19 protein-coding genes are annotated in these 24,930 nt (G+C 65.4%); 11 read left to right on the forward strand and 8 right to left on the reverse strand.

From position 1 onward, the window contains the following. The first annotated feature begins 295 nt into the window (after positions 1-295). The gene (locus tag NMQ14_RS02820; RefSeq protein ID WP_257093325.1) at positions 296-745 is read left to right on the forward strand and encodes an EamA family transporter; all 450 of its coding nucleotides are present in this window, start codon (positions 296-298) and stop codon (positions 743-745) included. Between the two features lie 469 nt (positions 746-1,214). On the opposite strand, the gene NMQ14_RS02825 is transcribed toward NMQ14_RS02820, so the two are convergent. The 3 genes from NMQ14_RS02825 to NMQ14_RS02835 all read right to left on the reverse strand — a co-directional run bounded on the left by NMQ14_RS02825 (position 1,215) and on the right by NMQ14_RS02835 (position 2,293). Continuing rightward, complete coding sequence (locus NMQ14_RS02825; protein WP_257093326.1) at positions 1,215-1,436, reverse strand: hypothetical protein; 222 nt, start codon at positions 1,434-1,436, stop codon at positions 1,215-1,217. A 186-nt stretch (positions 1,437-1,622) separates the two neighbouring features. Next, the gene (locus NMQ14_RS02830) at positions 1,623-2,042 is read right to left on the reverse strand and encodes a type II toxin-antitoxin system VapC family toxin (RefSeq protein ID WP_257093328.1); all 420 of its coding nucleotides are present in this window, start codon (positions 2,040-2,042) and stop codon (positions 1,623-1,625) included. Continuing rightward, positions 2,039-2,293: an Arc family DNA-binding protein gene (locus NMQ14_RS02835; RefSeq protein WP_257081770.1), complete on the reverse strand. Its 255-nt coding sequence runs from the start codon at positions 2,291-2,293 to the stop codon at positions 2,039-2,041. The genes NMQ14_RS02830 and NMQ14_RS02835 overlap by 4 nt, the downstream gene beginning before the upstream one ends. A gap of 305 nt (positions 2,294-2,598) precedes the next feature. Between NMQ14_RS02835 and smc the strand changes: the two genes are divergently transcribed. The 6 genes from smc to NMQ14_RS02865 are packed head-to-tail and all read left to right on the forward strand — an operon-like array spanning position 2,599 to position 11,415. Next, positions 2,599-6,126 (forward strand): chromosome segregation protein SMC, encoded by a 3,528-nt coding sequence (gene smc / locus NMQ14_RS02840; RefSeq protein ID WP_257093330.1) that lies wholly within the window; start codon positions 2,599-2,601, stop codon positions 6,124-6,126. A 25-nt stretch (positions 6,127-6,151) separates the two neighbouring features. After that, complete coding sequence (locus NMQ14_RS02845; protein ID WP_257093332.1) at positions 6,152-7,372, forward strand: cell division protein ZipA C-terminal FtsZ-binding domain-containing protein; 1,221 nt, start codon at positions 6,152-6,154, stop codon at positions 7,370-7,372. Then, positions 7,372-9,447: an NAD-dependent DNA ligase LigA gene (gene ligA, locus NMQ14_RS02850; protein WP_257093334.1), complete on the forward strand. Its 2,076-nt coding sequence runs from the start codon at positions 7,372-7,374 to the stop codon at positions 9,445-9,447. Before NMQ14_RS02845 ends, ligA begins: the two co-directional genes overlap by 1 nt. Before the next feature lie 4 nt (positions 9,448-9,451). Then, the gene (galU, locus tag NMQ14_RS02855; protein WP_257081766.1) at positions 9,452-10,336 is read left to right on the forward strand and encodes a UTP--glucose-1-phosphate uridylyltransferase GalU; all 885 of its coding nucleotides are present in this window, start codon (positions 9,452-9,454) and stop codon (positions 10,334-10,336) included. Further along, on the forward strand, positions 10,333-10,878 hold the full coding sequence (locus NMQ14_RS02860) for a hypoxanthine-guanine phosphoribosyltransferase (protein WP_257081765.1): 546 nt from the start codon (positions 10,333-10,335) through the stop codon (positions 10,876-10,878). Before galU ends, NMQ14_RS02860 begins: the two co-directional genes overlap by 4 nt. A 3-nt stretch (positions 10,879-10,881) precedes the next feature. After that, entirely contained in the window at positions 10,882-11,415 is a 534-nt protein-coding gene (locus NMQ14_RS02865) for a hypothetical protein (protein ID WP_257093336.1), read from the forward strand. On the opposite strand, the gene NMQ14_RS02870 is transcribed toward NMQ14_RS02865, so the two are convergent. Together NMQ14_RS02870 and typA are read right to left on the reverse strand one after the other, a co-directional pair. After that, positions 11,385-12,977, reverse strand: a complete 1,593-nt coding sequence (locus NMQ14_RS02870) for a methyl-accepting chemotaxis protein (protein ID WP_257093337.1) — start codon at positions 12,975-12,977, stop codon at positions 11,385-11,387. The two genes, NMQ14_RS02865 and NMQ14_RS02870, sit on opposite strands and share 31 nt — an antisense overlap. Positions 12,978-13,254: 277 nt before the next feature. Then, a complete protein-coding gene (gene typA, locus NMQ14_RS02875; RefSeq protein ID WP_257093339.1) occupies positions 13,255-15,069 on the reverse strand; it encodes a translational GTPase TypA in 1,815 nt (604 codons plus the stop codon). A 444-nt stretch (positions 15,070-15,513) separates the two neighbouring features. Here typA and NMQ14_RS02880 point away from each other — a divergent pair, with 444 nt between their 5' ends. Both NMQ14_RS02880 and def read left to right on the forward strand, forming a co-directional pair. Beyond that, positions 15,514-16,263, forward strand: a complete 750-nt coding sequence (locus tag NMQ14_RS02880; RefSeq protein ID WP_257093341.1) for an S-methyl-5'-thioinosine phosphorylase — start codon at positions 15,514-15,516, stop codon at positions 16,261-16,263. Then, positions 16,260-16,790, forward strand: coding sequence for a peptide deformylase (gene def, locus NMQ14_RS02885; RefSeq protein WP_257093343.1), 531 nt, complete (start codon positions 16,260-16,262; stop codon positions 16,788-16,790). Before NMQ14_RS02880 ends, def begins: the two co-directional genes overlap by 4 nt. Here def and NMQ14_RS02890 read toward each other — a convergent pair. The 3 genes from NMQ14_RS02890 to map all read right to left on the reverse strand — a co-directional run bounded on the left by NMQ14_RS02890 (position 16,769) and on the right by map (position 22,915). Then, positions 16,769-19,369 (reverse strand): EAL domain-containing protein, encoded by a 2,601-nt coding sequence (locus NMQ14_RS02890; protein WP_257093345.1) that lies wholly within the window; start codon positions 19,367-19,369, stop codon positions 16,769-16,771. The genes def and NMQ14_RS02890 overlap by 22 nt on opposite strands. A gap of 138 nt (positions 19,370-19,507) precedes the next feature. Next, complete coding sequence (locus NMQ14_RS02895; protein ID WP_257093348.1) at positions 19,508-22,090, reverse strand: [protein-PII] uridylyltransferase; 2,583 nt, start codon at positions 22,088-22,090, stop codon at positions 19,508-19,510. A 3-nt stretch (positions 22,091-22,093) separates the two neighbouring features. After that, positions 22,094-22,915, reverse strand: coding sequence for a type I methionyl aminopeptidase (map, locus tag NMQ14_RS02900; RefSeq protein ID WP_257093350.1), 822 nt, complete (start codon positions 22,913-22,915; stop codon positions 22,094-22,096). A gap of 274 nt (positions 22,916-23,189) precedes the next feature. On the opposite strand from map, the gene rpsB reads away from it, so the two are divergent. Both rpsB and tsf read left to right on the forward strand, forming a co-directional pair. Further along, on the forward strand, positions 23,190-23,948 hold the full coding sequence (rpsB, locus tag NMQ14_RS02905) for a 30S ribosomal protein S2 (protein ID WP_257093352.1): 759 nt from the start codon (positions 23,190-23,192) through the stop codon (positions 23,946-23,948). Positions 23,949-24,029: 81 nt separating this feature from the next. Further along, positions 24,030-24,929 carry a translation elongation factor Ts gene (tsf, locus tag NMQ14_RS02910; protein WP_069037483.1) on the forward strand — a complete coding sequence of 300 codons (900 nt, stop codon included), beginning with the start codon at positions 24,030-24,032 and terminating at the stop codon, positions 24,927-24,929. The last annotated feature ends 1 nt before the right edge of the window (position 24,930 follow it).

Consider the following 24,930-nt stretch of genomic DNA (forward strand, 5'->3'; position numbering starts at 1 on the left):
TGAGATGCCTTGGTCATTGCGCTGAGTCCGGGAGGCAACCCTGTTTGACTCCTGGATATGCGTATGACACCGCTGCTTATTTAAACGGGATCGCGTTTTTCGGCATTCATCCGTATGGATGATGCGTACCTGCTTGACTTCGTAGGGGTGAGCTTCCGGCGCGCTCCGGCACGTGGTTGGAGGCCGCAAAGAGAGGTTGTTAAATATTCGTGACGGGTGAAATTCCCGTACTTCCCGACGGGGAAGGCGCGGTACGAGATGCGCCTCGATATTTTTCGCGCGACGCAACGCGCTTTTGAGCTACCTCCCAGTCACTCCCGCCGCCTCAGTCCAGCACTGTCATGGCGCAAATGCGCCAGATGCCTGCAGTGTTTTCGGCGTCATCGCCGTCGCCCCGTTCGCCGCCTGGCTGCGCGGCGAGTCGCCGCTGAGCGAAATCGCCGCTATCGGCCCGGAAACGTGGGCCGTGCTCATCATCCTGGGCGGCGTGCTGGTGGTGGTGAATCTGGTCGTGCAGTACGGCATCACCTTCGTGAGAGCCAACGCTGCGATCGCGCTGTTCCTGTTCGAACTGGTCGTCGCCGCCATCTCGTCGTGGTGGCTGGCGGGCGAGGCGATGGGCGTGAAGGAGTGGGTCGGCGGCGCGATGATCATCGCGGCCAGTCTGTTTTCGAGGCATCTGGAGCCGGCGCAGGTCGCGCGTGATGCGTCAGGTAGCGACCGGGAGGCGACTTCGTCCAGATGATTCGTGGGTCGGAGCACCGGCAAAAGGCGTCTGGGCGAGCCTGCAGTGCTGCGTCGGCAAGGGGCTGGTATGGATTGAGCCAACCCATCCGGTTGCTTTGTTGACCCGCGAGATGTGCATAAGGCGAACAGCTTGCAAGCACGGCGTGCACCGCGCTGCACTGTTGAGTTCAGAGATGTGGCCCGGATTCACGCTCTGCAGCCCACACGGACAAGACCTCGAGAACACCAGCCCTTACACGGTAGTAGACCCAGCGTTGGGTCTTGCTCATCAGGTAGCGACGAACCTGCACCGGCCTGCCTGTTTCAACCTTCTCGCCGAGGCCTGGGTGCAGGATGAGGATTGCCAGCGTGTGGGTGAGGTCAACCCGTATCGCTCCTGGCGCGGCGGGCCTGTTTTCAGCCCACCATTCAGCCGCGTGTGACCTCGCGCTGCGCGCGTGGCTTGATGATGTAGCGGAGCGCCACGGTTACCCGAAGCGTTTGAGCTGCTCAAGAAACTCCGGTCCTGCGCCACCGTCCTCCGCATCCGCTTCGTCAATCGCCGCGAGAAGTTCGGCTTCGAGATGCGAGGGCAACTTCACGGCCGGGCGATCGTCATCGGCAAGAACGGTCACGACGGTGCCATCCGGGAGTGCCACGCCCTCCAGGATCACCTTTCCGTCTTTCACAGTGCCAACGGCTACAGTCATGGCCGGATGGTAACCGAGGTCGAGCGGGACATGGGCTGTACGCCGCCGAATCCTGCGGTGCTGAACGTCCCGAGCGAGGGCACCCACTGCGTCATGGTGTCAGCAGGGGCGTACGCAAGCGCTCTCCAGGCTTCTGCGAGCAGCGCACTCAGACGCGCAGGCGCAGCAGTGCCGGCAGACCCCAGATCACGATTGCCACGGGTTGATGACCGCGACGCCGGCGGCTTCGAAGGGTCGGGTATCGCGGGTGGCGACCGAAAGGCCGTTCGCGACCGCGATTGCGGCGATGCAGGCGTCTGCCGTGGCGATGGCATATCCGGCAGCCCGCGCCAGCGCGATCCGTTCCGCATAGGCGCCTGTGCTGCCCAGGTCGAATGGGAGGACGCGGCCGGCGAACAGTGGCAGAACGCGCTGTTCAAGATTGTCCTGCAACACAGAGCGCCGTTTGCCTGTCGGCAGCAGCGCAACGCCGGTGCGCAGTTCGGCCACGGTGATGGCGGACAGAAAAAGTGTTTCCAGCGCCTGGGCGTCGATCCACGCGATCACCCCGAGATCGGGCGTGCGACGCAGCGGCTCCGACACCACGTTGGTGTCGAGCAGGATCATTCGAAGCTGACCGGACGGGACGGCGTGGGGTCGCGCACCTGATCGAGGATGCCCAACTCGTCATCGGTCAGACCGGCTTCACGACCGATGTCCGCCAGCAGCGACCCCAGCTTCACGCGGCCCTCCGGGGCCACGGCAGATTCCAGAATGTGCCGTATCTCGGCCTCCATGCTGCGGCCGTGGGTGACAGCGCGCATGCGCAGTGCCCGGTGCACGGCGTCGGGAAGGTTGCGTACGGTAAGCATGGCCATGTTCATCGCACCGCTGGATTGAGTGCATGCATTTTAGACGTTTGCATGCAGCAAACAAGGGTCGCTCGGCTTTTTCTGCTTCGCCCGGGTTCGTGAGCCCGCGCCTCGCTGCCTGACGTCGCCGCGGAGCCCACCGGTGCTGAGCACCGGCCCGTGAGGTTCAAGTCCTGCTGCTACCGCCTGTCGGCGCGCGCTTTTACGGCCGATACAGCGCATCGCGCTGCAGGCTGGCCGGGCCATGAAGCCCCGAGTGATATCATTCAGCCGGTTTTTAGCCCTACATCCGCCCCCCCCGCCGCCGTCCCGTGCGACTGTCCAAACTCAAACTCGCCGGCTTCAAGACTTTCGTCGATCCGACCACCATCCTGATGCCCGGCCAGCTGGTCGGCGTGGTGGGGCCGAATGGCTGCGGCAAGTCCAACATCATCGATGCGGTGCGCTGGGTGCTCGGCGAGTCGCGGGCGTCGGCGCTGCGCGGCGATGCGATGACCGACGTCATCTTCAATGGCTCGGGCACGCGCAAGCCGGTCGGGCGGGCGTCGGTCGAACTGGTGTTCGACAACGACCAGGGCAGGGCGGCCGGGCAGTGGTCGCAGTACGCCGAAATCGCGGTCAAGCGGGTGCTGGAGCGCGACGGCCAGTCGGACTATTTCATCAACAACACGCGGGTGCGCCGGCGCGACGTGATCGACGTGTTCCTCGGTACCGGCCTGGGCCCGCGCGCCTACGCCATCATAGAGCAGGGCATGATCACCCGCATCATCGAGGCGCGGCCCGAAGAGCTGCGCGCCTTTCTCGAAGAGGCGGCCGGCATCACCAAGTACCGCGAGCGGCGCCGTGAAACGCAGGGTCGGCTCGACGACGCGCGCGACAATCTGGTGCGGCTCGACGACATCGTCGGCGAACTGGGCAGCCGCATCGAGCGCTTGCAGAAGCAGGCGGAAGTCGCCGCCCGCCACACCGAACTGAATACCCGGCTGGTCGAGCGCCAGGCGCTGCTGTGGGCGATGAAGCAGCGCGCCGCGGCGGCCGAGGCCGACACGCTGGCGGGCGACGCCGGCCGCATCGAAAACGACATCGAACGCGAAACTGCGGCGCTGCGCCACCACGAGGCAGCGCTGGAGCGCATCCGTACCGAACATTTCGCCAGTTCCGAGGCGGTGCATGCGGCGCAGGCCGAACTGCTGACCGCCAACGCCGAAGCCAGCCGGCTGGAAGACGATCTGCGGCGCGCGGCGGAAAACCGCCAGAAGCTCGCGGCGCGCATCGCCCAGCTCGATGGCGAGGTGGCGAACTGGCGCGCGCGCATCGAAAGCATCGAAAGCGACACCGCGCGCTGGACCACATTGGCCGAGCACGCCGCCCACCGCATCGAACAGGCCGAGGCGCGGCACGACACGACACGCGCGCTGCTGCCGGAAGCCGAAGCCGCGTTCCAGGAGGCGGAGCAGCGGGCGACCGAGGCGCGGCGCGATCTGGCGGTGGTCGAACAGCAGCTCAAGGTGGAAGAAACCCACCGCGCGAACGCCGGCCGCATGCTGCATTCGCTGGCCGGCCGGCGCGAGCGCATCGCGCACGATGCGGCGCAGTTGATCGAGCCGGACCGCGCAGCGCTGTCGCTGGCGCAGGCGCGGCTCGAAGAGCTGCAGGCGGCGGTCGATGCCGCGCAGCAGCGCATGCAGGCGGCGCAGATCGCCGTGCCGCAGCTGCAGGGCGCGGTGCGCAATGCGCAGGACGGCGAGCGCGCCACCACCCGCACGCTGACCGAAACCCGCGCCCGGCGCGACGCGCTGGTCGAACTGCAGCGCAAGACGCAGAGCGACGGCAAGCTCGCGCCCTGGCTGGCGGCGCTCGGTCTGCAGGACGCTCGCCCGCTGTGGCAGGCCATCAAGGTCGATGCCGGCTGGGAGCTGGCCGTCGAAGCCGTGCTGCGCGAGCGCCTGGGCGCGCTCGATGCCACATCGCCCGATACGCTGGCCGCCGCCGGTGCGGCCGGTGCCGCACCGCAGACGCTGACCCTCGCGCTGCCGGGCGCCGACCCGCGCACGCCGCTTTCGGCCGACAGCCTGCGCCACCGTGTGCAGACCCTCGACGCGCGCTGGGACGCGCTGCTCGACCTGTGGCTCGGGCCGGTGGCGGCCGTCGAGGTGCTGGCGCTGCCGGCGCAGGGGAGTTCGACACAGGACGGAGCGGCCCAGGTCGACCGCCAGGGCCGCGTCGCCCAGGGTGCGTCGCTCACGCTGTATGCGCCGGACGCGCGCACGCATGGCGTGCTGGAGCGCGCGCGCGACATCGAACAACTGGGCCGTGACATCGACATGGCCGAAGCCGCGCTGGCCGAGGCGCGCGAGGCGCTGCGCGAAGCCGAGGCGGCGCTGTCGGCCGCTCACGAAGAACAGGCGGCGGCGCGGCGCGAGCAGCAGTCGCTGACCCAGGCGGCGCACACCGCGCAGGTGGAACAGATCAAGCTCGGCCAGGCGGTGTCGCGCTTCGACGAGCAGCGCGCCGCACTGGAGCGCGACCGCGCCGAAGTGGATCAGGCGGAACAGACCGAACAGGCGCATCTGGCGCGCGCCGAAATCGAGATCGAGCGCGCACGCGAACTGATCGATGTGCAGCGCAACCGGCTCGACGCCGCGCTGGAGGCGCACAAGAGCGCCGACGGCACGCTGCGCGAGGCGCGCTTTGCCGATCAGGCGGCGGCGCGCGAGGTGCAGGAAGCCGGCTTTTCGCAGCGCGAATGCGCCAGCCGGCTGACCGATCTGGCGAACAACCTGTCGGTCGCGCGCACCCAGCTCGAAAACGCCGAACTCGACTGCGCGCTGCGGCGCGACGAATTTGCGCAGATCGACGAGCGCAGCATCGACGCCACGCTGCAGCAGACGCTGGACGCCCGCCGCGCACGTGAACAGGTGCTGGCCACCTGCCGCGACACGCAGGAAGGGCTGGCGGCTCAGCTGCGCGACCTCGATGCGCAGCGCGCGCAGAGCGAGCAGCGGCTGGCGCCAGCGCGCGAGCGTCTGGCCGAGTGCCGTCTGAAGCAGCAGGCGGCCGCACTGAATGCCGAACAGTTCGCTCAACGCCTGGCCGAAATCACGCTGCCGGAAGGCCGGCTCGATGCGCTGGTTGCCGAAGGCGAACAGGAAAACGTGCGCGAAGGCAGTCTGAATGGTGAAATCGCCCGCCTGAACCGCGACATCGCGGCGCTCGGCGCGGTGAATCTGGCGGCACTGGAAGAACTGACGCAGGCGGCGGAGCGCAAGGGCTATCTGGACATGCAGTCGGCCGACCTGCGCGAGGCCATCGGCACGCTGGAAGATGCCATCCGCAGCATGGACCGCGAAACCCGTGCCCTGCTCAAGGACACGTATGATCGCGTGAATACCGAATTCGGCCGCATCTTCCCGGAGTTGTTCGGCGGTGGCGAGGCGCGGCTGGTGATGACCGGCGACGAGATACTGGACGCCGGCCTGCAGGTGTTCGCGCAGCCGCCGGGCAAGCGCAATGCGTCGATCCAGCTGCTGTCCGGCGGTGAAAAGGCGCTGACCGCGACGGCGCTGGTGTTCGCGCTGTTCCAGCTCAATCCGGCGCCGTTCTGCATGCTGGACGAGGTCGATGCGCCGCTGGACGACACCAACACCGAACGCTTCTGCGAAATGGTCAAGCGCATGTCGGCGGCCACGCAGTTCGTGTTCATCAGCCACAACAAGATCACGATGGAAATGGCGCAACAACTGGTGGGCGTCACGATGCAGGAGCGCGGGTGTTCGCGCGTGGTCGAGGTCGACATGGAACAGGCGCTGAAGCTGCGCGACGAAGCGCTCAGCGTCTGAAAAAACATAAAGAGGAAGGTCATCAATGCAACTGACTGAACTGCAGATCGGATTGATCGCACTGGGCGTGGCGGGCATCGGCGCAGTGGTCGGCTACAACATGTGGCAGGAAAAGCGCCACCGCCAGACCGCCGAACGCGCACTGGGCGAAACCCATGCCGACGTGCTGATCGATCCGCCCGACGCGGCGCCGCGGCGCCTCGAACCCACGCTGGATTTCGACCTGAGCGACGACGCCGCGCCGATGTCCGACCCGTCGGCCACGCAGCCGGTGCGCCACGACATTCAGACGCCGATGCTCGCAGACGAGCCGGTGACCGACATCACCGAACCGCTGACGTCGTTTGCAGCAGACCAGACGGTGGCCGGGTGGACCGACGCGGCGCCCGCCGCGGCAGCCATCGACGAGCGTGCCGGCGCCGCTGTCGATGGCTGGGCGGATGCGCAGGTGGAAGAACTGATCACGATCGAATTCGAGGCGCCGGTGGCGGCGACCGAATTCCAGCGCACGTGGAATGACCTCACGCAGACCCTTGCCGTGACGATGCGCCTGCGCGGGCGCGACGAGCACGCCGGCCGCTGGTTGCCGCTGACCGCGCAGACCGCGGGTGCGCTGTCGAAGGTCGAACTGGCGGTGCAGCTGGCGGATCGGCGCGGTGCGCTGTCGGAAGCGTCGGTGTCGGCGCTGGCCCATGCGCTGCAGGGCGTGGCCGATCGCTTCCTCGCGGTGGTGCATTTTCCGGATGTGCGCGAACTGCTCGGCCGGGCGCGCGAGCTGGACAGTTTCGCCGCATCGGTCGACGTGCAGATCGGTCTCAATCTGGTCGCCGGCGAGTCGCTCATTTCCGGCACCAAGCTGCGCGGACTGTCCGAGGCGCAGGGCTTCACGCTGAGCGGCGGCCAGTTCCATGCGCGCGACGACGTCGGCAACACGCTCTACACGCTGTGCAGCCTCGATGCCGAACAGTTTTCCGCCGACACGATGAAAGCGCTGCAGACCCAGGGCGTCACCTTGCTGCTCGACGTGCCGACCGTGGCCGATGGTGCGCGCCAGTTCGACCGCATGGTCATGGTGGCCGAACAGTTCGCGCACACGCTGGGCGCCAGGGTGGTGGACGACAACAGGCAGCCGCTGTCGCCCGCCTCGCTCGCTCTGATCCGCGGCAAGGTGGCCGAATTCCAGGCCCGCATGGTCCAGTTCGGCATCAAGCCGGGCAGCGAGTCGGCGAACCGGCTGTTCAGCTGATGCCCGCGGCAGCATCGGCCACCGAGCGTGCAGCGGCGCTGCGAGCGCAGATCGCCCGGCACGACCGCCTGTATTACGAGCTCGACGCGCCGGAGATTCCCGACGCCGAATACGACCGGCTGTTCCGTGAACTGCAGGCGCTCGAAGTCGAACACCCGGCATTGCGCACGCCTGACTCGCCGACGCAGCGGGTCGGCGGCAAGCCGCTGCCCGCCTTCGCACCGGTGCGCCATGTCGTGCCGATGCTGTCCATCCGTACCGAAACCGATACCGAATCGACCGGTGCGCTGAATTTCGATGCGCGCGTGCGGCGCGAACTGAAGCTGGACGACACGCAGCCGCCGGTTGAGTACGCTGCCGAACTGAAGTTCGACGGCCTGGCGATCAATCTGCGCTACGAGCACGGCGTGCTGGTGCTGGCCGCCACGCGCGGCGACGGCGAAACCGGTGAGGATGTGACGCAGAACGTACGGACCATTCACGAGGTACCGCTGGCGCTGGTGCCCCAGTTGCCTTTAAATCCGCCTTCGCTGTTCGATGCGCCCGGCTTGCCCGAGGTGCTTGAAGTGCGCGGCGAGGTCTACATGCGGCGCGATCGTTTCGATGCCTTCAACCTGCGCGCCGACGCGGCGGGGGAGAAGACGCTGGTCAATCCGCGCAATGCCGCGGCCGGCAGCATCCGTCAGCTCGACCCGGCCATCGCGGCGCGGCGCCCGCTGTCGTTCTTCGCCTATGGCCTCGGCGAAGTGCAGGGCTGGAGCGTGCCGGCCACCCATGCGGGCGTGCTCGACGCGCTCGCCGCCTTCGGCCTGCCGGTGTGCGAACACCGTGCGGTCTGCAGCGGCGCCGAAGCGCTGGCCGCCTTTCATGCGCGCATCGCCGCGGCGCGACCGGGCCTGCCGTTCGACATCGACGGTGTTGTATACAAGGTGAACAGCCTGGCGCTGCAGCAGAAGCTCGGTTTTGTGACGCGCGAGCCGCGTTGGGCGGTGGCGCACAAGTACCCGGCGCAGGAAGCGCTGACGACAGTGCAGGACATCGAGGTGCAGGTCGGCCGCACCGGCAAGCTGACACCGGTGGCGCGGCTGGCGCCGGTGTTCGTCGGTGGCGTGACGGTTACCAATGCCACGCTGCACAACGAATCCGAAATCCGCCGCAAGGACGTTCATGTCGGCGACACGGTCGTCGTGCGCCGCGCCGGCGACGTGATTCCCGAAGTCGTGTCGGTGTTGTCGGACAGACGGCCGCCGCACGCGCGGGCATTCTCCATGCCGATGAATTGCCCGGTGTGCGGTTCCGACGTGGTGCGCGAAGAAGGCGAAATCGATCACCGCTGCACCGGCGGGCTGTATTGCGCAGCGCAGCGCAAACAGGCCTTGCTGCATTTCGCCGGGCGGCGGGCGATGGACGTCGAGGGGCTGGGCGACAAGCTGGTCGAGCAACTGGTCGACGGCGGTCTGATCCGCAGCCTGCCCGACCTGTACCGGCTGGGTGTGCTGAAGCTGGCCGAACTGGACCGCATGGCGGACAAGTCGGCCGAAAATCTGGTCGCAGCGCTGGAGAAGTCGAAGACGACGACGCTCGGCCGCTTCCTGTTCGCGCTCGGCATCCGCCATGTCGGCGAGGCGACGGCGAAGGATCTGGCGCGTCACCTGGGCAGCATGGACCGCATCATGGAAGCCAGCGAAGCCGAACTGGCGCAGGTGCCGGATGTCGGGCCGGTGGTGGCGGCCAGCATCCACCGCTTCTTCGCGCAGCCGCACAACCGCGAAGTGGTCGAACAGCTGCGTGCCTGCGGCATCGAGTGGGAAGAGGGCGAAATGCGGGTGGCCAGCGGCCCGCTGGTCGGCAAGACGGTGGTGCTGACCGGCGCGCTGCCGACGCTGTCGCGCGACGAAGCGAAGGATCTGCTCGAAGCGGCGGGCGCGAAAGTGGCGGGTTCGGTCTCGAAAAAGACGGATTTTGTGGTGGCTGGCACGGATGCCGGTACCAAACTCACAAAAGCGCAAGAACTGGGGATTACCATTCTCGATGAATCCGGGCTGCAGTCGCTGCTCGGCAACAGGGAGTCATAAGTAGATGAAATCAGTGCGTAAAGCCGTATTTCCGGTGGCTGGCCTCGGCAGCCGTTTCCTGCCCGCCACCAAGGCGAATCCGAAGGAAATGCTGCCGGTGGTCGACAAGCCGCTGATCCAGTACGCGGTGGAAGAGGCGGTTGCCGCAGGCTGCACCGACCTCATTTTCATCACCGGCCGGACCAAGCGTTCGATCGCCGACCATTTCGACAAGGCCTACGAGCTCGAACACGAGCTCGAAATGAAGCAGAAGACCGCACTGCTGGCGCTGTGCAACACGGTGCCCAAGCACGTCAATTGCATCTACATCCGCCAGTCGGAACCGCTCGGCTTGGGCCATGCGGTGCTGTGCGCCGCGCCGGTGGTGAACGACGAGCCGTTTGCCGTGCTGCTGGCTGATGACCTGATCGACGGCGAGCCGCCGATCCTGAAGCAGATGACCGACATTTTCGACCGCTTCGGCCGCTCCATCCTCGGCGTGCAGCAGGTGCCGCGCAGCCAGACGGCGAGCTACGGCATCGTCAGCACGGATGCCGACGTCGGCGGCCTGTATGGCGTGACCGGCATTGTCGAGAAGCCGCAGCCCGAAGTGGCGCCGTCGACGCTGGCGGTGGTCGGCCGCTACATCCTGACACCGAGCATTTTCGATCACCTGCGCGCCCTGACGCCGGGTGCCGGCGGCGAACTGCAGTTGACCGACGCGATTGCCGCACTGCTGGGCGAGGAAGCCGTGCTGGCCTATCCGTTCAAGGGCACGCGTTACGACTGCGGCTCCAAGCTGGGTTATCTGCAGGCCACGGTCGAACTGGCGCGCAAGCATCCGGAAGTCGGCGCCGCGTTCTCGGCCTGGCTGGACGCGCAACACGCCGCAGCCGCCGACGCTGCGTGAGCCGTCTCGCCGATGCGCAGGCGCTGCTCGACGGCGCCGAACTGATCTGCGACGCGGCACAGGTCGACGCCACGGTTGCCCGGCTGGCGCATGAAATCACCGCCGCGCTGGGCGACAGCTACCCGCTGCTGCTGTCGGTCATGGGTGGCGCCGTGGTGTTCACCGGCAATCTGCTGCCGCAGCTCGCTTTCCCGCTCGATTTCGATTACCTGCACGTCACGCGCTATGGCGACGACACGCAGGGCGGTGCGCTGCGCTGGATCAGCGAGCCGCGCATCCCGGTCGCCGGGCGCACCGTATTGGTACTGGACGACATCCTCGACGAGGGCATCACGCTGGCCGCGATTCGCCGCCACCTGCTCGACGCGGGTGCGCAACGCTGTCTGACTGCCGTGTTTTCCGACAAAATGATCGGGCGGTCCAAGCCGATCAAGGCCGACTTCACCGGACTCGAATTGCCGGACCGCTACGTTTTCGGATACGGCATGGACGTGCGCGGTGCCTGGCGCAACCTCCCGGCTATTTACGCACTCAGGGAGTAGGCCATGGCCGAAGCGCTGCCGGTGTTTCTTGACGTCGAAGCGTCCGGTTTCGGCGCCGGCAGCTACCCGATCGAGGTCGGCTGCATCCTGCCCGATGGCCGCACCCTCTGCTGCCTGGTTCGCCCTCCGGAAGGCTGGCGGCATTGGGACCAGAGCGCCGAAGCGGTGCATCACATCACGCGCGAAGTGCTGATGCAGCACGGCCTGCCGATCGAAGATGTCGTGTGCCGTCTCGACGAGGCGCTGCGTGGCCAGGACGTCTATAGCGACGCCTGGGGCAACGACTATGCCTGGTTGTCCCGTCTTTATGACGAGGTGGACCGCGTGCCGCGCTTTCACCTGCGCAGCCTGCGGGAACTGCTGAGCGAGGCGCAGGCGGCGCGCTGGCACGAGGTGAAGAAGGAAGTCAGCGAAGAACTGCACACCACCCGGCACCGCGCCAGCAACGACGCGCGGGTGCTGCAGGCGGCCTATGCCCGCGTGCGGGCCTCGCGCACGGACAACGCTCAGACGCGGAAGCGCGACGACGAGGTCTGAAGTTCCTGCGCCAGTCGCTGCAGTGCGCCGGCCTCCTCGGCAATGGCCGCCACCTGCTGACTATTCCGTGCAGCGATACCGGAAATGCTGCCGATGTGACCGCTCACCTGTGTACTGGCAGCCGTCTGTTCCTGCAGCGCTTCCGAAATATCGCGCACCGCGTCTCGCACCTCGACAGCACCGATACGGATCTGCTCCATTGCCTCCATCGCCACCAGAGCCGTACTGACACCGTCGCCGACGCGGCTGCTGCCCTCCTGCATGCTGGCGATGGCGCGTCCGGTCTCGTCCTGGATGCGGGCAATCTTGGTCGAGATCTCTTCGGTTGAACGCCCGGTGCGCTCAGCAAGCTTGCGCACCTCGTCGGCCACCACTGCGAAGCCGCGTCCCTGCTCGCCGGCGCGAGCCGCTTCGATGGCTGCGTTCAGGGCCAGCAGATTCGTCTGGTCCGAAATTTCCCTGATCACGCTCACGATGCTCGAAATCTCGTTCGACTGCTCGCCCAGCGTTTCGATGAAGCGGGTCGAGGTCTGAACCGAGTCGGCGATGCGCTGCATCTCGTCTCTCGCGCGAGAAACCACGTCAGCCCCCTGTATGGCCAGTCGCTCGGCCGCGCTCGCGGTATCGTCGGTGCTGCGGGCGCGTTCCGAAACGCGGCCGATGTTGCCGCTCATCTGCTCCACCGCAGCCGACGTGGACAGGGCGGAGCTGCTCTGTTCTTCGGATGCGTCCGCCACCGACGCCGACGCGGAAGAGAGCTGCCGCGCGGCATCTTCCACCGCACGAGACGACGTGGCGATGCCGCGCACCAGTTGCTGGAAGCCTTCCATCATCGAGTTGAAGGACTGGGCCATGCCTGCGATCTCCCGCGGAGCGCGATCGCTGACACGCTGGGTCAGATCGTGGCCGCCGGCAACTTCGTCCATCGTGCGCTCCATGCGCTGCAAGGGACCGAGCACGCTGTGCGCGATACGGTGGGCCAGTATGAAGCCGAGCAGCGAGATGACCAGCACCAGTGCCGCTTCGCGCGCGGCGAGCGAGAGAAACTCGGAGATTGCGTCGTCGACGTAGATGCCAGAACCGACGATCCAGCCCCAGGGTTCGAAACCCTTTACGTAGGACAACTTCGGTTGTGGCGTATCGGATCCGGGCCGGGGCCACTGGTAGCTCACGAAGCCGGCCTGCTGGCGACGCACGACGTCGACGAACTCGACAAACAGTTGCTTTCCGTCGGGATCGCGGAAGTCGGTCATGGGCTTGCCGTCCAGTTCCGGCTTCGCAGGATGCATGACCATGACCGGCGTCATGTCATTGATCCAGAAATATTCCTTGCTTTCGTAACGCATTGCGGAGAGCGCTGCGCGTGCCGCCTTCTGCGCCGCCGCCCGATCCAGTTCGCCGCGCGTTTCCATGGCGTGATAGTGAGCGATCAGCGAGTGCGCCGACTCGACCAGATGCCGGGTTTTCGTCCCCTTCGCCTCGTGGATGTCGGAGTAGCCGGATTTCAGACTGAAACCCAGTACGACCAACATGCCCAATGTGCCGATCAGGCTGAGCAGCATGAGTCTGCTGCGTACGCTCGCAAGTGATGCCATATGCCGGTTGCTCCGCTTTCTGTTGTTGTTCATGCATTGTCTGGCCGTGCTGGCGCCGACGTTGGCTGCAGCACGAGAGCGGAGAACGGCACAGCACCTGCCGGCTTTAGGGGTATCGAGTATGTGATATGAAATATTTCCAGCTGTCACTGACCGCGTCGCAGCGCGACGATGCGGACGGAACGCGCAAATGAAAAGAGCGCCCTTGGGCGCTCTTCTCGTTTCATTCGACGCTGCCCGGATATCAGGCTTCGTCGCGCGAGGCGCGTTTGCGCTCGTGTTCCTTCAGGTGACGCTTGCGCAGGCGGATCGTCTTCGGTGTGATTTCGACCAGTTCGTCGTCGGCGATGAATTCGATCGCCGATTCAAGCGTCAGCGAGATCGGCGGCACCAGTCGCACAGCTTCGTCGGTGCCCGACGCGCGCACGTTGGTCAGCTGCTTGCCCTTGATCGGGTTCACCACCAGATCGTTGTCACGCGAGTGGATGCCGATGATCATGCCTTCGTACAGCACGTCGCCGGGACTGACGAACATGCGGCCGCGGTCCTGCAGATTCCACAGTGCGTAGGCGACGGCTTCGCCATCGTTCTGCGAAATCAGCACGCCGTTGCGACGTTCCGACATCGCGCCGGCGACCGGACCGTAGTCGTCGAACACGTGGCTGGCCAGACCGGTGCCGCGCGTCAGGTTCAGGAATTCGCCCTGGAAGCCGATCAGGCCGCGCGCCGGAATGCGGTACTCGATGCGCACCCGGCCCTTGCCGTCAGGCTGCATGTCCTGCAGTTCGCCGCGGCGCCGACCGAGTTCTTCCATCACGCCGCCCTGATGGGTTTCTTCGACGTCGACAGTCAGCAGTTCGTACGGCTCGCTTTTCACGCCGTCGATTTCCTTGAACACCACGCGCGGGCGACCGACCGCCAGTTCGTAGCCCTCGCGACGCATCGTTTCCAGCAGGATGGTCAGGTGCAGTTCGCCGCGACCCGACACGAGGAATACGTCCGAATCATCGGTGTATTCGACGCGCAGCGCGACGTTCTTCAGCAGCTCCTTTTCGAGCCGCTCGCGGATCTGGCGGCTGGTGACGTACTTGCCTTCGCGACCGGCTTGCGGCGACGCATTCACCATGAAATTCATCGTCAGCGTCGGCTCGTCGACCGCGATCGGCTTCATCGGCGCCGGCGAATCCGGATCGCAGATGGTGACGCCGATATTCACCTGGTCGATGCCCGACACCAGCACGATGTCGCCGGCGCTGGCCGATTCGGCCTGAGTGCGCTCCAGACCCTTGAAGGTCAGCACCTGGCCGACCTTGGCCTTGCCGCGCAGTTCGTCGCCGTAATACACGGCGACTTCCTGGTTTGGCTTGATGCGGCCGCGCGTGATGCGACCGATGCCGAGCTGGCCGATGTAGGTCGAGTAATCGAGCGAACAGACCTGCAGCTGCAGCGGGCCGTCTTCATTGACTTCCGGCTGCGGCACGTTGTCGAGGATGGCCTGGAACAGCGGACGCATATTGGTACCCGGCGTGCTCGAATCGAGCATCGCGAAACCATTCAGTGCCGAGGCGAACACGACCGGGAAGTCGAGCTGCTCTTCGGTTGCGCCCAGTTTGTCGAACAGGTCGAAGGTGTGGTTGATCACCCAGTCCGGACGTGCGCCCGGGCGGTCGATCTTGTTCACCACGACGATGGGCTTGAGGCCGAGCGCGAGCGCCTTGCGGGTCACGAAGCGGGTCTGCGGCATCGGGCCTTCGACGGCATCGACCAGCAGCAGCACGCCATCGACCATCGACAGCACGCGCTCGACCTCGCCGCCGAAGTCGGCGTGGCCCGGGGTGTCAACGATATTGATGTGGGTGCCTTCGAACTCGATCGCGCAATTCTTCGACAGGATCGTGATGCCACGTTCCTTTTCGAGATCGTTTGAATCCATCACGCGCTCCGAAACCTGCTGGTGCGATGCGAAGGTGCCGGACTGGCGCAGCAGCTGGTCGACCAGCGTGGTCTTGCCATGATCGACGTGCGCGATGATGGCGATGTTGCGTATGGAGCGGGACATAGGAATGGTGCAGCGCAATAAGAAAAACACGCAAGGATAGCACAGAGCGCAAGCCGAAACAGTGTTCCGCGCAGTGTGTAGCCAGCCCTGTGTCGCAGCAGGCCTTGTGTGAGCAGCGCCCCGGTGGGAGCGGCGGCCCCGCCGCGATGCGCACTTTGCAAGGCGACCGTCGCCGCATCGATCGCGACGAGGACGTCGCTCCCACAGCCCTTCGACCGGCACCCGCGCGGGAACACCTGTTGTGGGCGTGTCGCCCTGGTGGGAGCAGCACAGGTTTTGTGGGAGCGGCGGCATCGCCGCGATACGCACTTTGCCCGGCGACCATCGCTGCACTGATCGCGACGAGGACGGCGCTCCCGCGGCGCTTCGGCCGGTACCCGCGCCGGAGCGAGCCGGACTTTTTTGCCTGATAGACTGCGCGGCCCGGGACAAAGGAGTGCATTCATGCTGGCGATCATCGGCGGCAGCGGTCTGACGCAGCTGGCCAATCTTGACGTCACACGCCGCGAAGTGGTGCGTACGCCCTACGGTGAGCCATCCGGCCCGCTGACCTTCGGCCGCTTGGCAGGGCGCGATCTGGTGTTCATCGCACGCCACGGGTACGGCCACACCATTGCGCCACACCGCGTGAATTACCGCGCGAACATTTCGGCGCTGCGCAGCGTCGGCGTGACGCGCATCGTATCGGTCGCCTCGGTCGGCGGCATCCGGGCTGATCTCGGGCCGGGTACGCTGGTCGTACCGGACCAGATCATCGACTACACCTGGGGCCGTCACAGCACCTTTTTCGATGGCCACGACGGCCAGGTGAAGCACATCGATTTCACCGAGCCGTACGACGCCGCGCTGCGCAGCGCACTGCTTGATGCCGCTGCGCGGGCCGGCGAGCAGGTGGTCGATGGCGCGGTCTATGCCGCGACCCAGGGGCCGCGCCTGGAGACGGCCGCGGAAATCAACCGGCTGGAGGGTGACGGCGCGCACGTCGTCGGCATGACCGGCATGCCTGAGACAGTGCTGGCGCGCGAGGCCGGTCTGGCCTATGCAGCGATCAACGTCGTGGTGAATCATGCGGCGGGTCGAGGCGATTCGCTGCACGGTATCGAAATGTCGGCCATCGAGGACATGCTGCAGGAGGCGATGACGCGCGTTCGCCGCCTGCTCGAAGCCTTGTGCACGAACGGGGAGTGCGCATGATCCGCGACATCCTGCGCATGGGCGCCCCGCGACTGCTGCGCGTGGCGCAGCCGGTCAGGCGCTTCCACTGCCCGGAACTTGATGCGCTGGTGCAGGACCTGATCGACACCATGCAGGCTGCCGACGGCGCGGGACTTGCAGCGCCGCAGATCGGCGTGGATCTGCGCGTCGTGGTGTTCGGCGGCTCGCCGTCGGCGCGCTATCCCGAGGCACCGGTCGTGCCGTTCACCGTGCTGGTCAATCCGGTGCTGATACCGCTCGGCAAGGAGATGGAAGAGGGCTGGGAAGGCTGTCTGTCGGTGCCCGGCCTGCGCGGCGTCGTGGCGCGCCATGCCCGGCTGCACTACAGCGGCTTCGATCCGCAGGGTACGCCGATCGAGCGCGAGGTCGATGGCTTTCACGCCCGGGTGGTGCAGCATGAGTGCGACCACCTCGATGGCGTGCTGTACCCGATGCGGGTACGTGACTTCAGCCGGTTCGGCTACACCGAGGTGCTGTTTCCTGATCAGGACGCCAGCGACGACTGAGCGGCCGCGCGCTGCGCTGCCCACGCTTCGAATTCGGCGGCCGGCAGCGGCTTGCTGAACAGGTAGCCCTGCACGCATTCGCATCCCAGATTGCCGAGGAAGGCGAGCTGGGCGTTCGTTTCCACGCCTTCGGCCACCACGCTGAGCCCGAGGTTATGCGCCAGACTGATCGTCGCCGCGCAGATGGCCGCGTCGTCCGGATCGCTTTCGATGTCCTTCACGAACGAGCGGTCGATCTTCAGTCGCTGCAGGGGCATCAGTTTCAGATGGCTCAGGGATGAATAGCCGGTTCCGAAATCGTCGATCGCCAGCTCGACGCCCAGCTCGCGCAACTGGCCGAGCATGCGCAGCGTGGCGTCCGGGTTGTCCATGGCCACGCTCTCGGTGATTTCGAGTTCGAGCTCGCCCGGGCGCAGGTCGTGCCGCATCAGCGTGTCCTCGACCTGGTGCAGCAGGTTCTTCGAGCGCAGCTGGCGCGCCGACAGATTGACCGATACCCGCAGCATCAGGCCGTGATCCTTCCAGCGGCTGAGTTGCCAGCAGGCTTCCTGCAGGATCCATTCGCCAAGCTTGATGATGAGGTCGCTTTCTTCGGCGATCTGAATGAAGCTGTTCGGCGGTACCAGACCGCGCGCCGGATGCTGCCAGCGCACCAGCGCCTCGACGCCGACCAGCCGGCCACTGGCGACTTCGATCTGCGGCTGGTAGTGCAGCACGAACTGGCGGGATTCGATCGCATGGTGCAGGCTGCCTTGCAGGGCCAGCCGCTCGCTGGCATTGGCCGACATGCTCTGGTCGAAGAACTGGTAGTTGTTCCGGCCTGCGGCCTTCGCGTGATACATCGCGGTATCCACGTTGCGCAGCAGCGTATCGACCGAGCTGCCGTCATTCGGGAACACGCCGATGCCGACACTGGGCGTCGAGTGCAGCCGGTAGGCCTCGACCTGATACGGTGCCGACAGCGCCGAAACGATCTTCTCTGCGACGGCGGCCGCGGTAAGCGTCGACGCCATGTCGGTTACGAGCACGACGAATTCGTCGCCGCCCAGTCTCGCCACCACATCGCTCAAGCGCACACAGCAGAGCAGCCGCTGCGCGACATCGACCAGCAGCGCGTCGCCCACGTGATGACCGAGCGTGTCGTTGATGTCCTTGAAGTGGTCCATGTCGATCATCATCACGGCGATCAGCGTGCCGTGCCGGCGCGCTTCGGCCATCGCCTGTTCCATGCGGCCCTGCAGGTTGAGCCGGTTCGGAAGCCCGGTCAGCGCATCGTGGTGAGCCAGATGATGGATCTTGCGTTCTGCTGCCTTGCGTTCGCTGATGTCGCTGAAGGAGTGTACGTAATGGACGTCGCCACCCTGCCCGCCGACCGGGTAGATGCTGAGCCGCTTCGGATAGGTTTCGCCATCGGCGCGCCGGTCGTCCAGCTCGCCCGACCAGCCGCCACCAGCATCGATGCCTTGCACGAAGGACGCGTGACTCGCCGCATCGTAGGGCGTCGACACCACGGTTGATGCGAGCTTGCCGAGCACCGCTTCACGCGTCTGACCGGTGAGTTTCAAGAATGCCGGGTTGACTGACACGATGCGATCCCCTTCGTCGGTCACCACGATGGCTTCGTTCGAACTGTGGATCACGCTGGCGGCCAGCGACAGATCGGCGTCGCGCAGCCGTATGCGCCGGATCTGCAACTGCCCGAGGCCGAGCAGGCCCGCGATCGCAACGGAAACCAGGCTGCCGGCCATCCAGATGCTGATGACGCGGGTGTCCTGCAGCGCGCCGCGCCAGCCGCCAACCGGCACCGCGGCCAGCTGCCAGCGCGCGTTGTCCGGCAGTACGACATCGACCTTGACCGGGTCGAGGTTGAAGATGGCCGGTTCGCCATGGATGACTTCGCCGTTCGCGCCCATGCCGTCACGACCGCGCAGGCCGTAGCGGACATTCGGATCGGTGTCGAGCAGACCGCTCGCTTTGAGCAGGCTGTCGAAGCGCAGCACGATGGACGCCAGTCCCCAGTATCGTTCCGGGTGTCCATCCGCCGCAGGCAGATAGATCGGAAAGCGGTTGATCAGTCCGACGCCGCCCTGCACCAGATCGAGCGGGCCGGCGAGCACGAAGCGCCGGCTTTCCATCATCTTGAGCACGGCATCGCGTTGCGCCGGATGGTCCAGATAGCGCAGGCCGAGCGCTGCTTCGTTGCCGGCGAGCGGATTGACGAAGCGCAGCACGTTGTCGGGCGCCAGCGCAATGCTGCGTACGTGGCGTCCGTAGGCGAGCATGCGTTCACTCACCCGGTTGAAGGCATCGGCCGTGATGGTGGGGTTGGCCGCAACGTAGCTGACCAGACCGAGTGACAGATGGGCGGCGCTGTTGATTTCACTTTCCAGACGCGCGCGCACGACGCCAACGTGTGCAGCCACTTCGTCGCGCTGGCGCTGCAGCATCTGATCGGCTTCGACATCGGCGATGTAGGCGGTGAGCGCCAGTCCGGACAGCAGCGCGATCAGGGCGACCGCCAGCGGCTTGCTCCGGTCAAACAGGGACAGGCGACGTGGGTTGTACGTGGAGAAACTCAACGGTCAGATCCGGTTCGTGCGCAAGGTTTTCAGGGCGCGATCGAGCGCCTGTGAGCTGTCTTTGTCGGGTGTCCGGGGCTATTTCGGTATGGAATGTGTGGCGCAGGGCATCCATTCGCGCCACGCGGATCGGCGATGCTAGAGGATAGCCAGTTCTCCCAGCAGTTCCTGCTCGAGCCGGATCAGCGTCGTGCTTTTTTCCAGCTCTGCACCGGAAACGAGAAATACGTCTTCGACCCGGTCGCCGAGCGTGGTGATCTTGGCGGTATGCAGATTGATGTGGTGCGCGGCCAGCACCCGGGCGACCGAATAGAGCAGCCCGGGCCGGTCGGCAGCCGTGACGTGCATGATGTGGTGCTGCTTGCGTTCGTCCGGCTTGATCAGCACTTCGGGCGTGATCGGGAAGTGCCTCACCTCGCGTGACAGCCGGCCGGTGACCGGTTGCTCTGCAAGCGTCTGGTTCTGCAGCCGTTCGGCCAGCCCGGTTTCGATCAGCGCAATCATGTCGCGCGAATTCAGGTGCCGGTTCGGATCGAGCAGGATGAAGCTGTCCAGCGCGTGCCGGTCGGTCGTGGTGTGGATCTTCGCGTCGGCGATGCTGTAGCCGAGCCGGCCGAAGAAACCGCACAGGCGCATGAACAGATCGGGCTGGTCGGGTGCATAGACCATCACCTGCAGGCCATCGCCGACCTGGTTGGGCCGTGCCTTGACGACCGGTGTGCTGGCGTTGGCCTGGAAGTAGAGCATGCGCGTGTGCCAGGCGATTTCGTCCGCCTCGTGCCGCATGAAGTAAACGGTGTCGAGTCTGGCCCAGAACTCGTTTTCGATGCCTTCGCGCAGGCCGAAGTAGCGCAGCAGGTGGCGTGCTTCCTCCTGCCGGTCGGGCGTGCCGGATGCGCCCGGACGTTCGCCCTGAAGAACGCGCAGGGTCGAGAAGTAGAGGTCTTCCAGCAGTTTGCCGCGCCAGGCGTTCCACACCTTGGGGCTGGTGCCGCGGATGTCGGCATGGGTCAGGATGTACAGCGCCGTCAGGCGGCGTTCGGTGCGCACCAGCGCTGCGAAGGCGCGGATGGTGTCCGGATCGGACAGATCCTGTTTCTGTGCGACCGATGACATCGACAGATGGTGCTCGACCAGGAACACCACCAGATCGGCGTCGTCGGCATCGATGCCATGCTGCATGCAGAACAGGCGTGCGTCGCGCATGCCCAGTTGCGAATGGTCGCCGCCGCGGCCCTTCGCGATGTCGTGGAACAGCGCCGACAGGTAGAGCAGCCAGCGGCGTTCGAATGCGGTGATCAGACGCGACAGCAGCGGATATTCGTGCGCGTGCTCGGCCATCGTGAAACGGCGCACGTTGCGCATCACCTGCAGGATGTGCTGGTCGACGGTGTAAACATGAAACAGGTCGTGCTGCATCTGGCCGACGATGCGGCCGAAGGCAGGCAGATAGCGGCCGAGGATGCCGTACTGGTTCATGCGGCGGATTTCATGCACCAGGCCACGTGTTTGCTGGAACAGCGACAGGAACAGCATGCGGTTCTGCGGGTCGCGCCGGAACTTTGCATCGATCAGGCGGCGCGCCCGCCACAATCCGCGCAGCGTGCGCGCGGTCATGCCCTTGAGCTCGCGGTGCGTCTGCAGCAGCGTGAAACATTCGAGCAGTGCGCTCGGCGTGCGCTCGAACACGTCCTCCGACACCACGTCGAGCAATTCCCGGCTGGACTGGAAGCGCGCGTTGATCGGCTGCACGACGGTGTCGTCGGACGGAAACAGCGCGGCGGATATGTTCTGCAGCAGGATGGTGTTCAGCTGGGTGATCATCTTCGCGCTGCGGTAATAGCGCTGCATGAACACTTCAGAGGCGCGGCGGGTCGGCGTGGCCTGCATGCCGAACGCCGCAGCCAGCGCTTCCTGGTGGTCGAAGATCAGCCGGTCTTCGCGCCGGCGTGCGATCAGGTGGAGCCGGACCCGGGTGTCGCGCATGAAACGTTCGATCCGGTGCAGCTGGCGCGATTCGGTCGGCGTGATCAGACCGCGCGCAGCCAGTTCTGCCCAGGTCGAGCCGAACCGGCTGGCGCGCGCGATCCACTGGATCACCTGCAGATCGCGCAGCCCGCCCGGACTTTCCTTGCAGTTCGGCTCCAGGCTGTAAGGCGTCTCCTGATAGCGCTGGTGGCGTTCGTCCTGCTCCAGACGCTTGGCCTTGAAAAAGCTGCCCGGATCTCGCTGGGTCGCCAGCGCGTGGCTCAGTTCGCGGAACAAGCGACGGGAGCCAGCCAGCAGGCGCGCTTCGAGCAACGTGGTTTCGACCGTGATGTCGCGCGAGGCTTCCTCGACGCACTGGCCCACCGAACGGACGCTGTGGCCGATATCCAGACCGATGTCCCACAACAGGCCGACCAGCATCTCCAGCCGTGATTCGGTGTCCGGCGACAGCTGCGGCGGGGTCAGGAACAGCAGGTCGACGTCCGATGCCGGATACAGCTCGCCGCGGCCATAGCCACCGACGGCAACCAGCGCCGCCGTGCGTGGCATGCCTGCTGCGGCCCAGAGACGGCGCAGCGCGGCATCGACGGCGCGGGCGCGGTCGCGCAGCAGCCGCTGGCTGTTGCCGTCACGTTCGAACGTCTCACGCAGCCGTTGCTGGGCAGCCGACAGCTCGGCACGCAGCGTGGCCGCAAGCAAGCGCAGCGCGTCGGTGCCGGCTGGCGCATCCACCTGTCAGGCCGCTCCGCGGACGTCGCCGATCAGCGCCGGCGGGGGCGGGCAGCCGTCGGACACGGTCAACACCTCGTAGCCGTCGTCGGTGACGACCACCGTATGTTCCCACTGCGCTGACAGCGTGCGGTCGCGCGTGACGATGGTCCAGCCATCCGCCAGCTCGGACACAGCGGCGCGGCCGGCATTCACCATCGGCTCGATGGTGAAGATCATGCCGGGCTGCAGTTCCATTCCGGTGCCGGGCTTGCCGTAGTGGAGCACCTGCGGATCCTCGTGGAACTTGCGGCCGATGCCATGACCGCAGAATTCGCGCACCACCGAAAAGCCGTTCGTTTCGGCATGCCGCTGTATCACGTGACCGATATCGCCCAGGCGCGCGCCCGGCCGGACGCGGGAAATGCCGAGCCACAGACATTCAAAGGTGATCTGGCACAGCCGGCTGGCCTGTTTGCTGACTTCATTGCCGACCATGAACATGCGGCTGGTGTCGCCGTGGAAACCGTCCTTGATCACCGTGATGTCCAGGTTGACGATGTCACCCTTCTTCAGCGCACGCGGTGCCGGAACGCCGTGGCACACGACATGATTGACCGACGTGCAGATCGACTTCGGGAACGGGCTGTAGCCCGGCGGCGCATAGTTGAGCGGCGCCGGGATGGTTTTCTGCTCATTCACCATGTAGTCATGGCACAACCGGTCAAGTTCTTCGGTCGTGATGCCGGGCTGGACATGCGGTTCGATGAAATCGAGCACCTCTGACGCCAGCTTGCACGCGACGCGCATGCTCTCGATTTCTTCCGCAGTCTTGATGGTGACGCTCATAGGAGTAACGGCTCTTCAAATACGCTCGGGGACCGATCAGGTTAGCCGAAGCGCCCGACGGCGGCAAACGCTTGCGTGCCGGACTGCTTGAGTTTGTTGCACTGCGACTGCTAGAATCGTGGGCTGTTTGATTCCAGTACCTATCAGGTACGTCAGACAAATCCACACGCCCGGTGCTGTCGTTGTTATGGCAGCTCGACCGATAGGGTGCGTAGCCGGACGTTGCGGCTGCGAACACGGCCGGGCGGAGGTTAAACCCTGATCGGAGACTTCAATGTCCGTATCCATGCGTGAAATGCTGGAGGCGGGTGTCCATTTCGGACATCAGACCCGCTTCTGGAACCCCAAGATGGCCCCGTACATTTTCGGCCATCGCAACAAGATCCACATCATCAACCTGGAAAAGACGGTTGCCCGCTACAACGAGGCAATGGCCTTCATCCGCCGCATGTCGTCCAACAAGGGCACCATCCTGCTGGTCGGCACCAAGCGTCAGGCCCGTGAAATCGTGGCCGAAGAAGCGCAGCGCGCGGGCGTGCCGTATGTCGACGAGCGCTGGCTCGGCGGCATGCTGACCAACTTCAAGACGCTGAAGCTGTCGGTCAAGCGCCTGAAGGACCTCGAGCAACTGGTCGAGGACGGCAGCATGGAACGCATGCCGAAGAAGGAAGCCCTGGTGCTGCAGCGCGAACTGATCAAGCTTCAGAAGAGCATCGGCGGCATCAAGAACATGAATGGCCTGCCGGATGCGCTGTTCGTGATCGACGTCGGTTTCCACAAGATCGCCATCACCGAAGCCAACAAGCTCGGCATTCCGGTGATAGCGGTGGTCGATACCAATCACTCACCGCTCGGCGTGGACTACGTGATTCCGGGCAATGACGACTCGAGTCGTGCCATCCGCCTGTATGCATCGGGCGTGGCAGACGCCATCCTGGAAGGCCGCAGCAGCGCCGCTCAGGAACTGGTTGCGCAGCTCAAGGGCGACGACGAATTCGTCGAAGTCGAAGCCGAAGCGGAACCGCAGGCCTGATGAACCGTCCCGGCGGCCGCTCGCGCGGTTGCCGGGTGTTTGACGAATTGCACGAACAGTTGATGGAAGGCGGGAATCAGCATGGCGGAAATCACCGCAGGAATGGTCAAGGAGCTGCGTGAGAAGACCGACGCTCCGATGATGGAATGCAAGAAGGCGCTGACCGAAGCCGGTGGCGACCTGCAGAAGGCGGAAGAAATCCTCCGCGTGAAACTGGGTAACAAGGCCAGCAAGGCAGCTGCCCGTGTGACGGCCGAAGGCATCGTCGGTCTCTACCTGTCGGCCGACGGCAAGCTTGCCGCGATGGTCGAAGTCAATTGCGAAACCGACTTTGTGGCGAAGAACGATGACTTCCTCGCACTGGTCAATGGCAGCGCAAAGCTGATCGCCGAGCACAATCCGGCTGACGTCGCCGCGCTGTCGGCGCTGCCGATGGGCGAAGGCACGGTCGAATCGACGCGCGCGGCACTGGTCGGCAAGATCGGAGAAAACATGTCGATCCGCCGCTTCGTGCGCATTGCCGCCGAAGGCAAGGTTGCCAGCTACGTGCATGGCGGCTCGAAGATCGGTGTGCTGGTCGATGTCGTCGGTGGCGACGAAGCGCTCGCCAAGGATCTGGCGATGCACATTGCTGCTTCGAAGCCGAAGTCGCTCGACTCGAGCGGCGTGTCGGCAGACCTGATCGAAGCCGAACGTCGCGTCGCGATTGAAAAGGCGCGCGAAGCCGGCAAGGCGGAAGACATGATCACCAAGATCGCCGAAGGCTCGGTGCAGAAGTTCCTGAAGGAAGTGACGCTGCTCGGCCAGGTTTTCGTCAAGGCCGAAGACGGCAAGCAGACCATCGAACAGCTGCTGAAGGCGAAATCGGCAAAGATCGCCGGCTTCACGCTTTACCTGGTCGGCGAAGGCATCGAGAAGAAGACGACCGACTTCGCTGCCGAAGTGGCCGCACAGGCCGCTGCAGCCGCTGCAGCACGCTGAA

Source organism: Methyloversatilis sp. XJ19-13 (genome assembly GCF_024580155.1).
In the GTDB taxonomy this organism is placed as follows: Bacteria; Pseudomonadota; Gammaproteobacteria; order Burkholderiales; family Rhodocyclaceae; genus Methyloversatilis.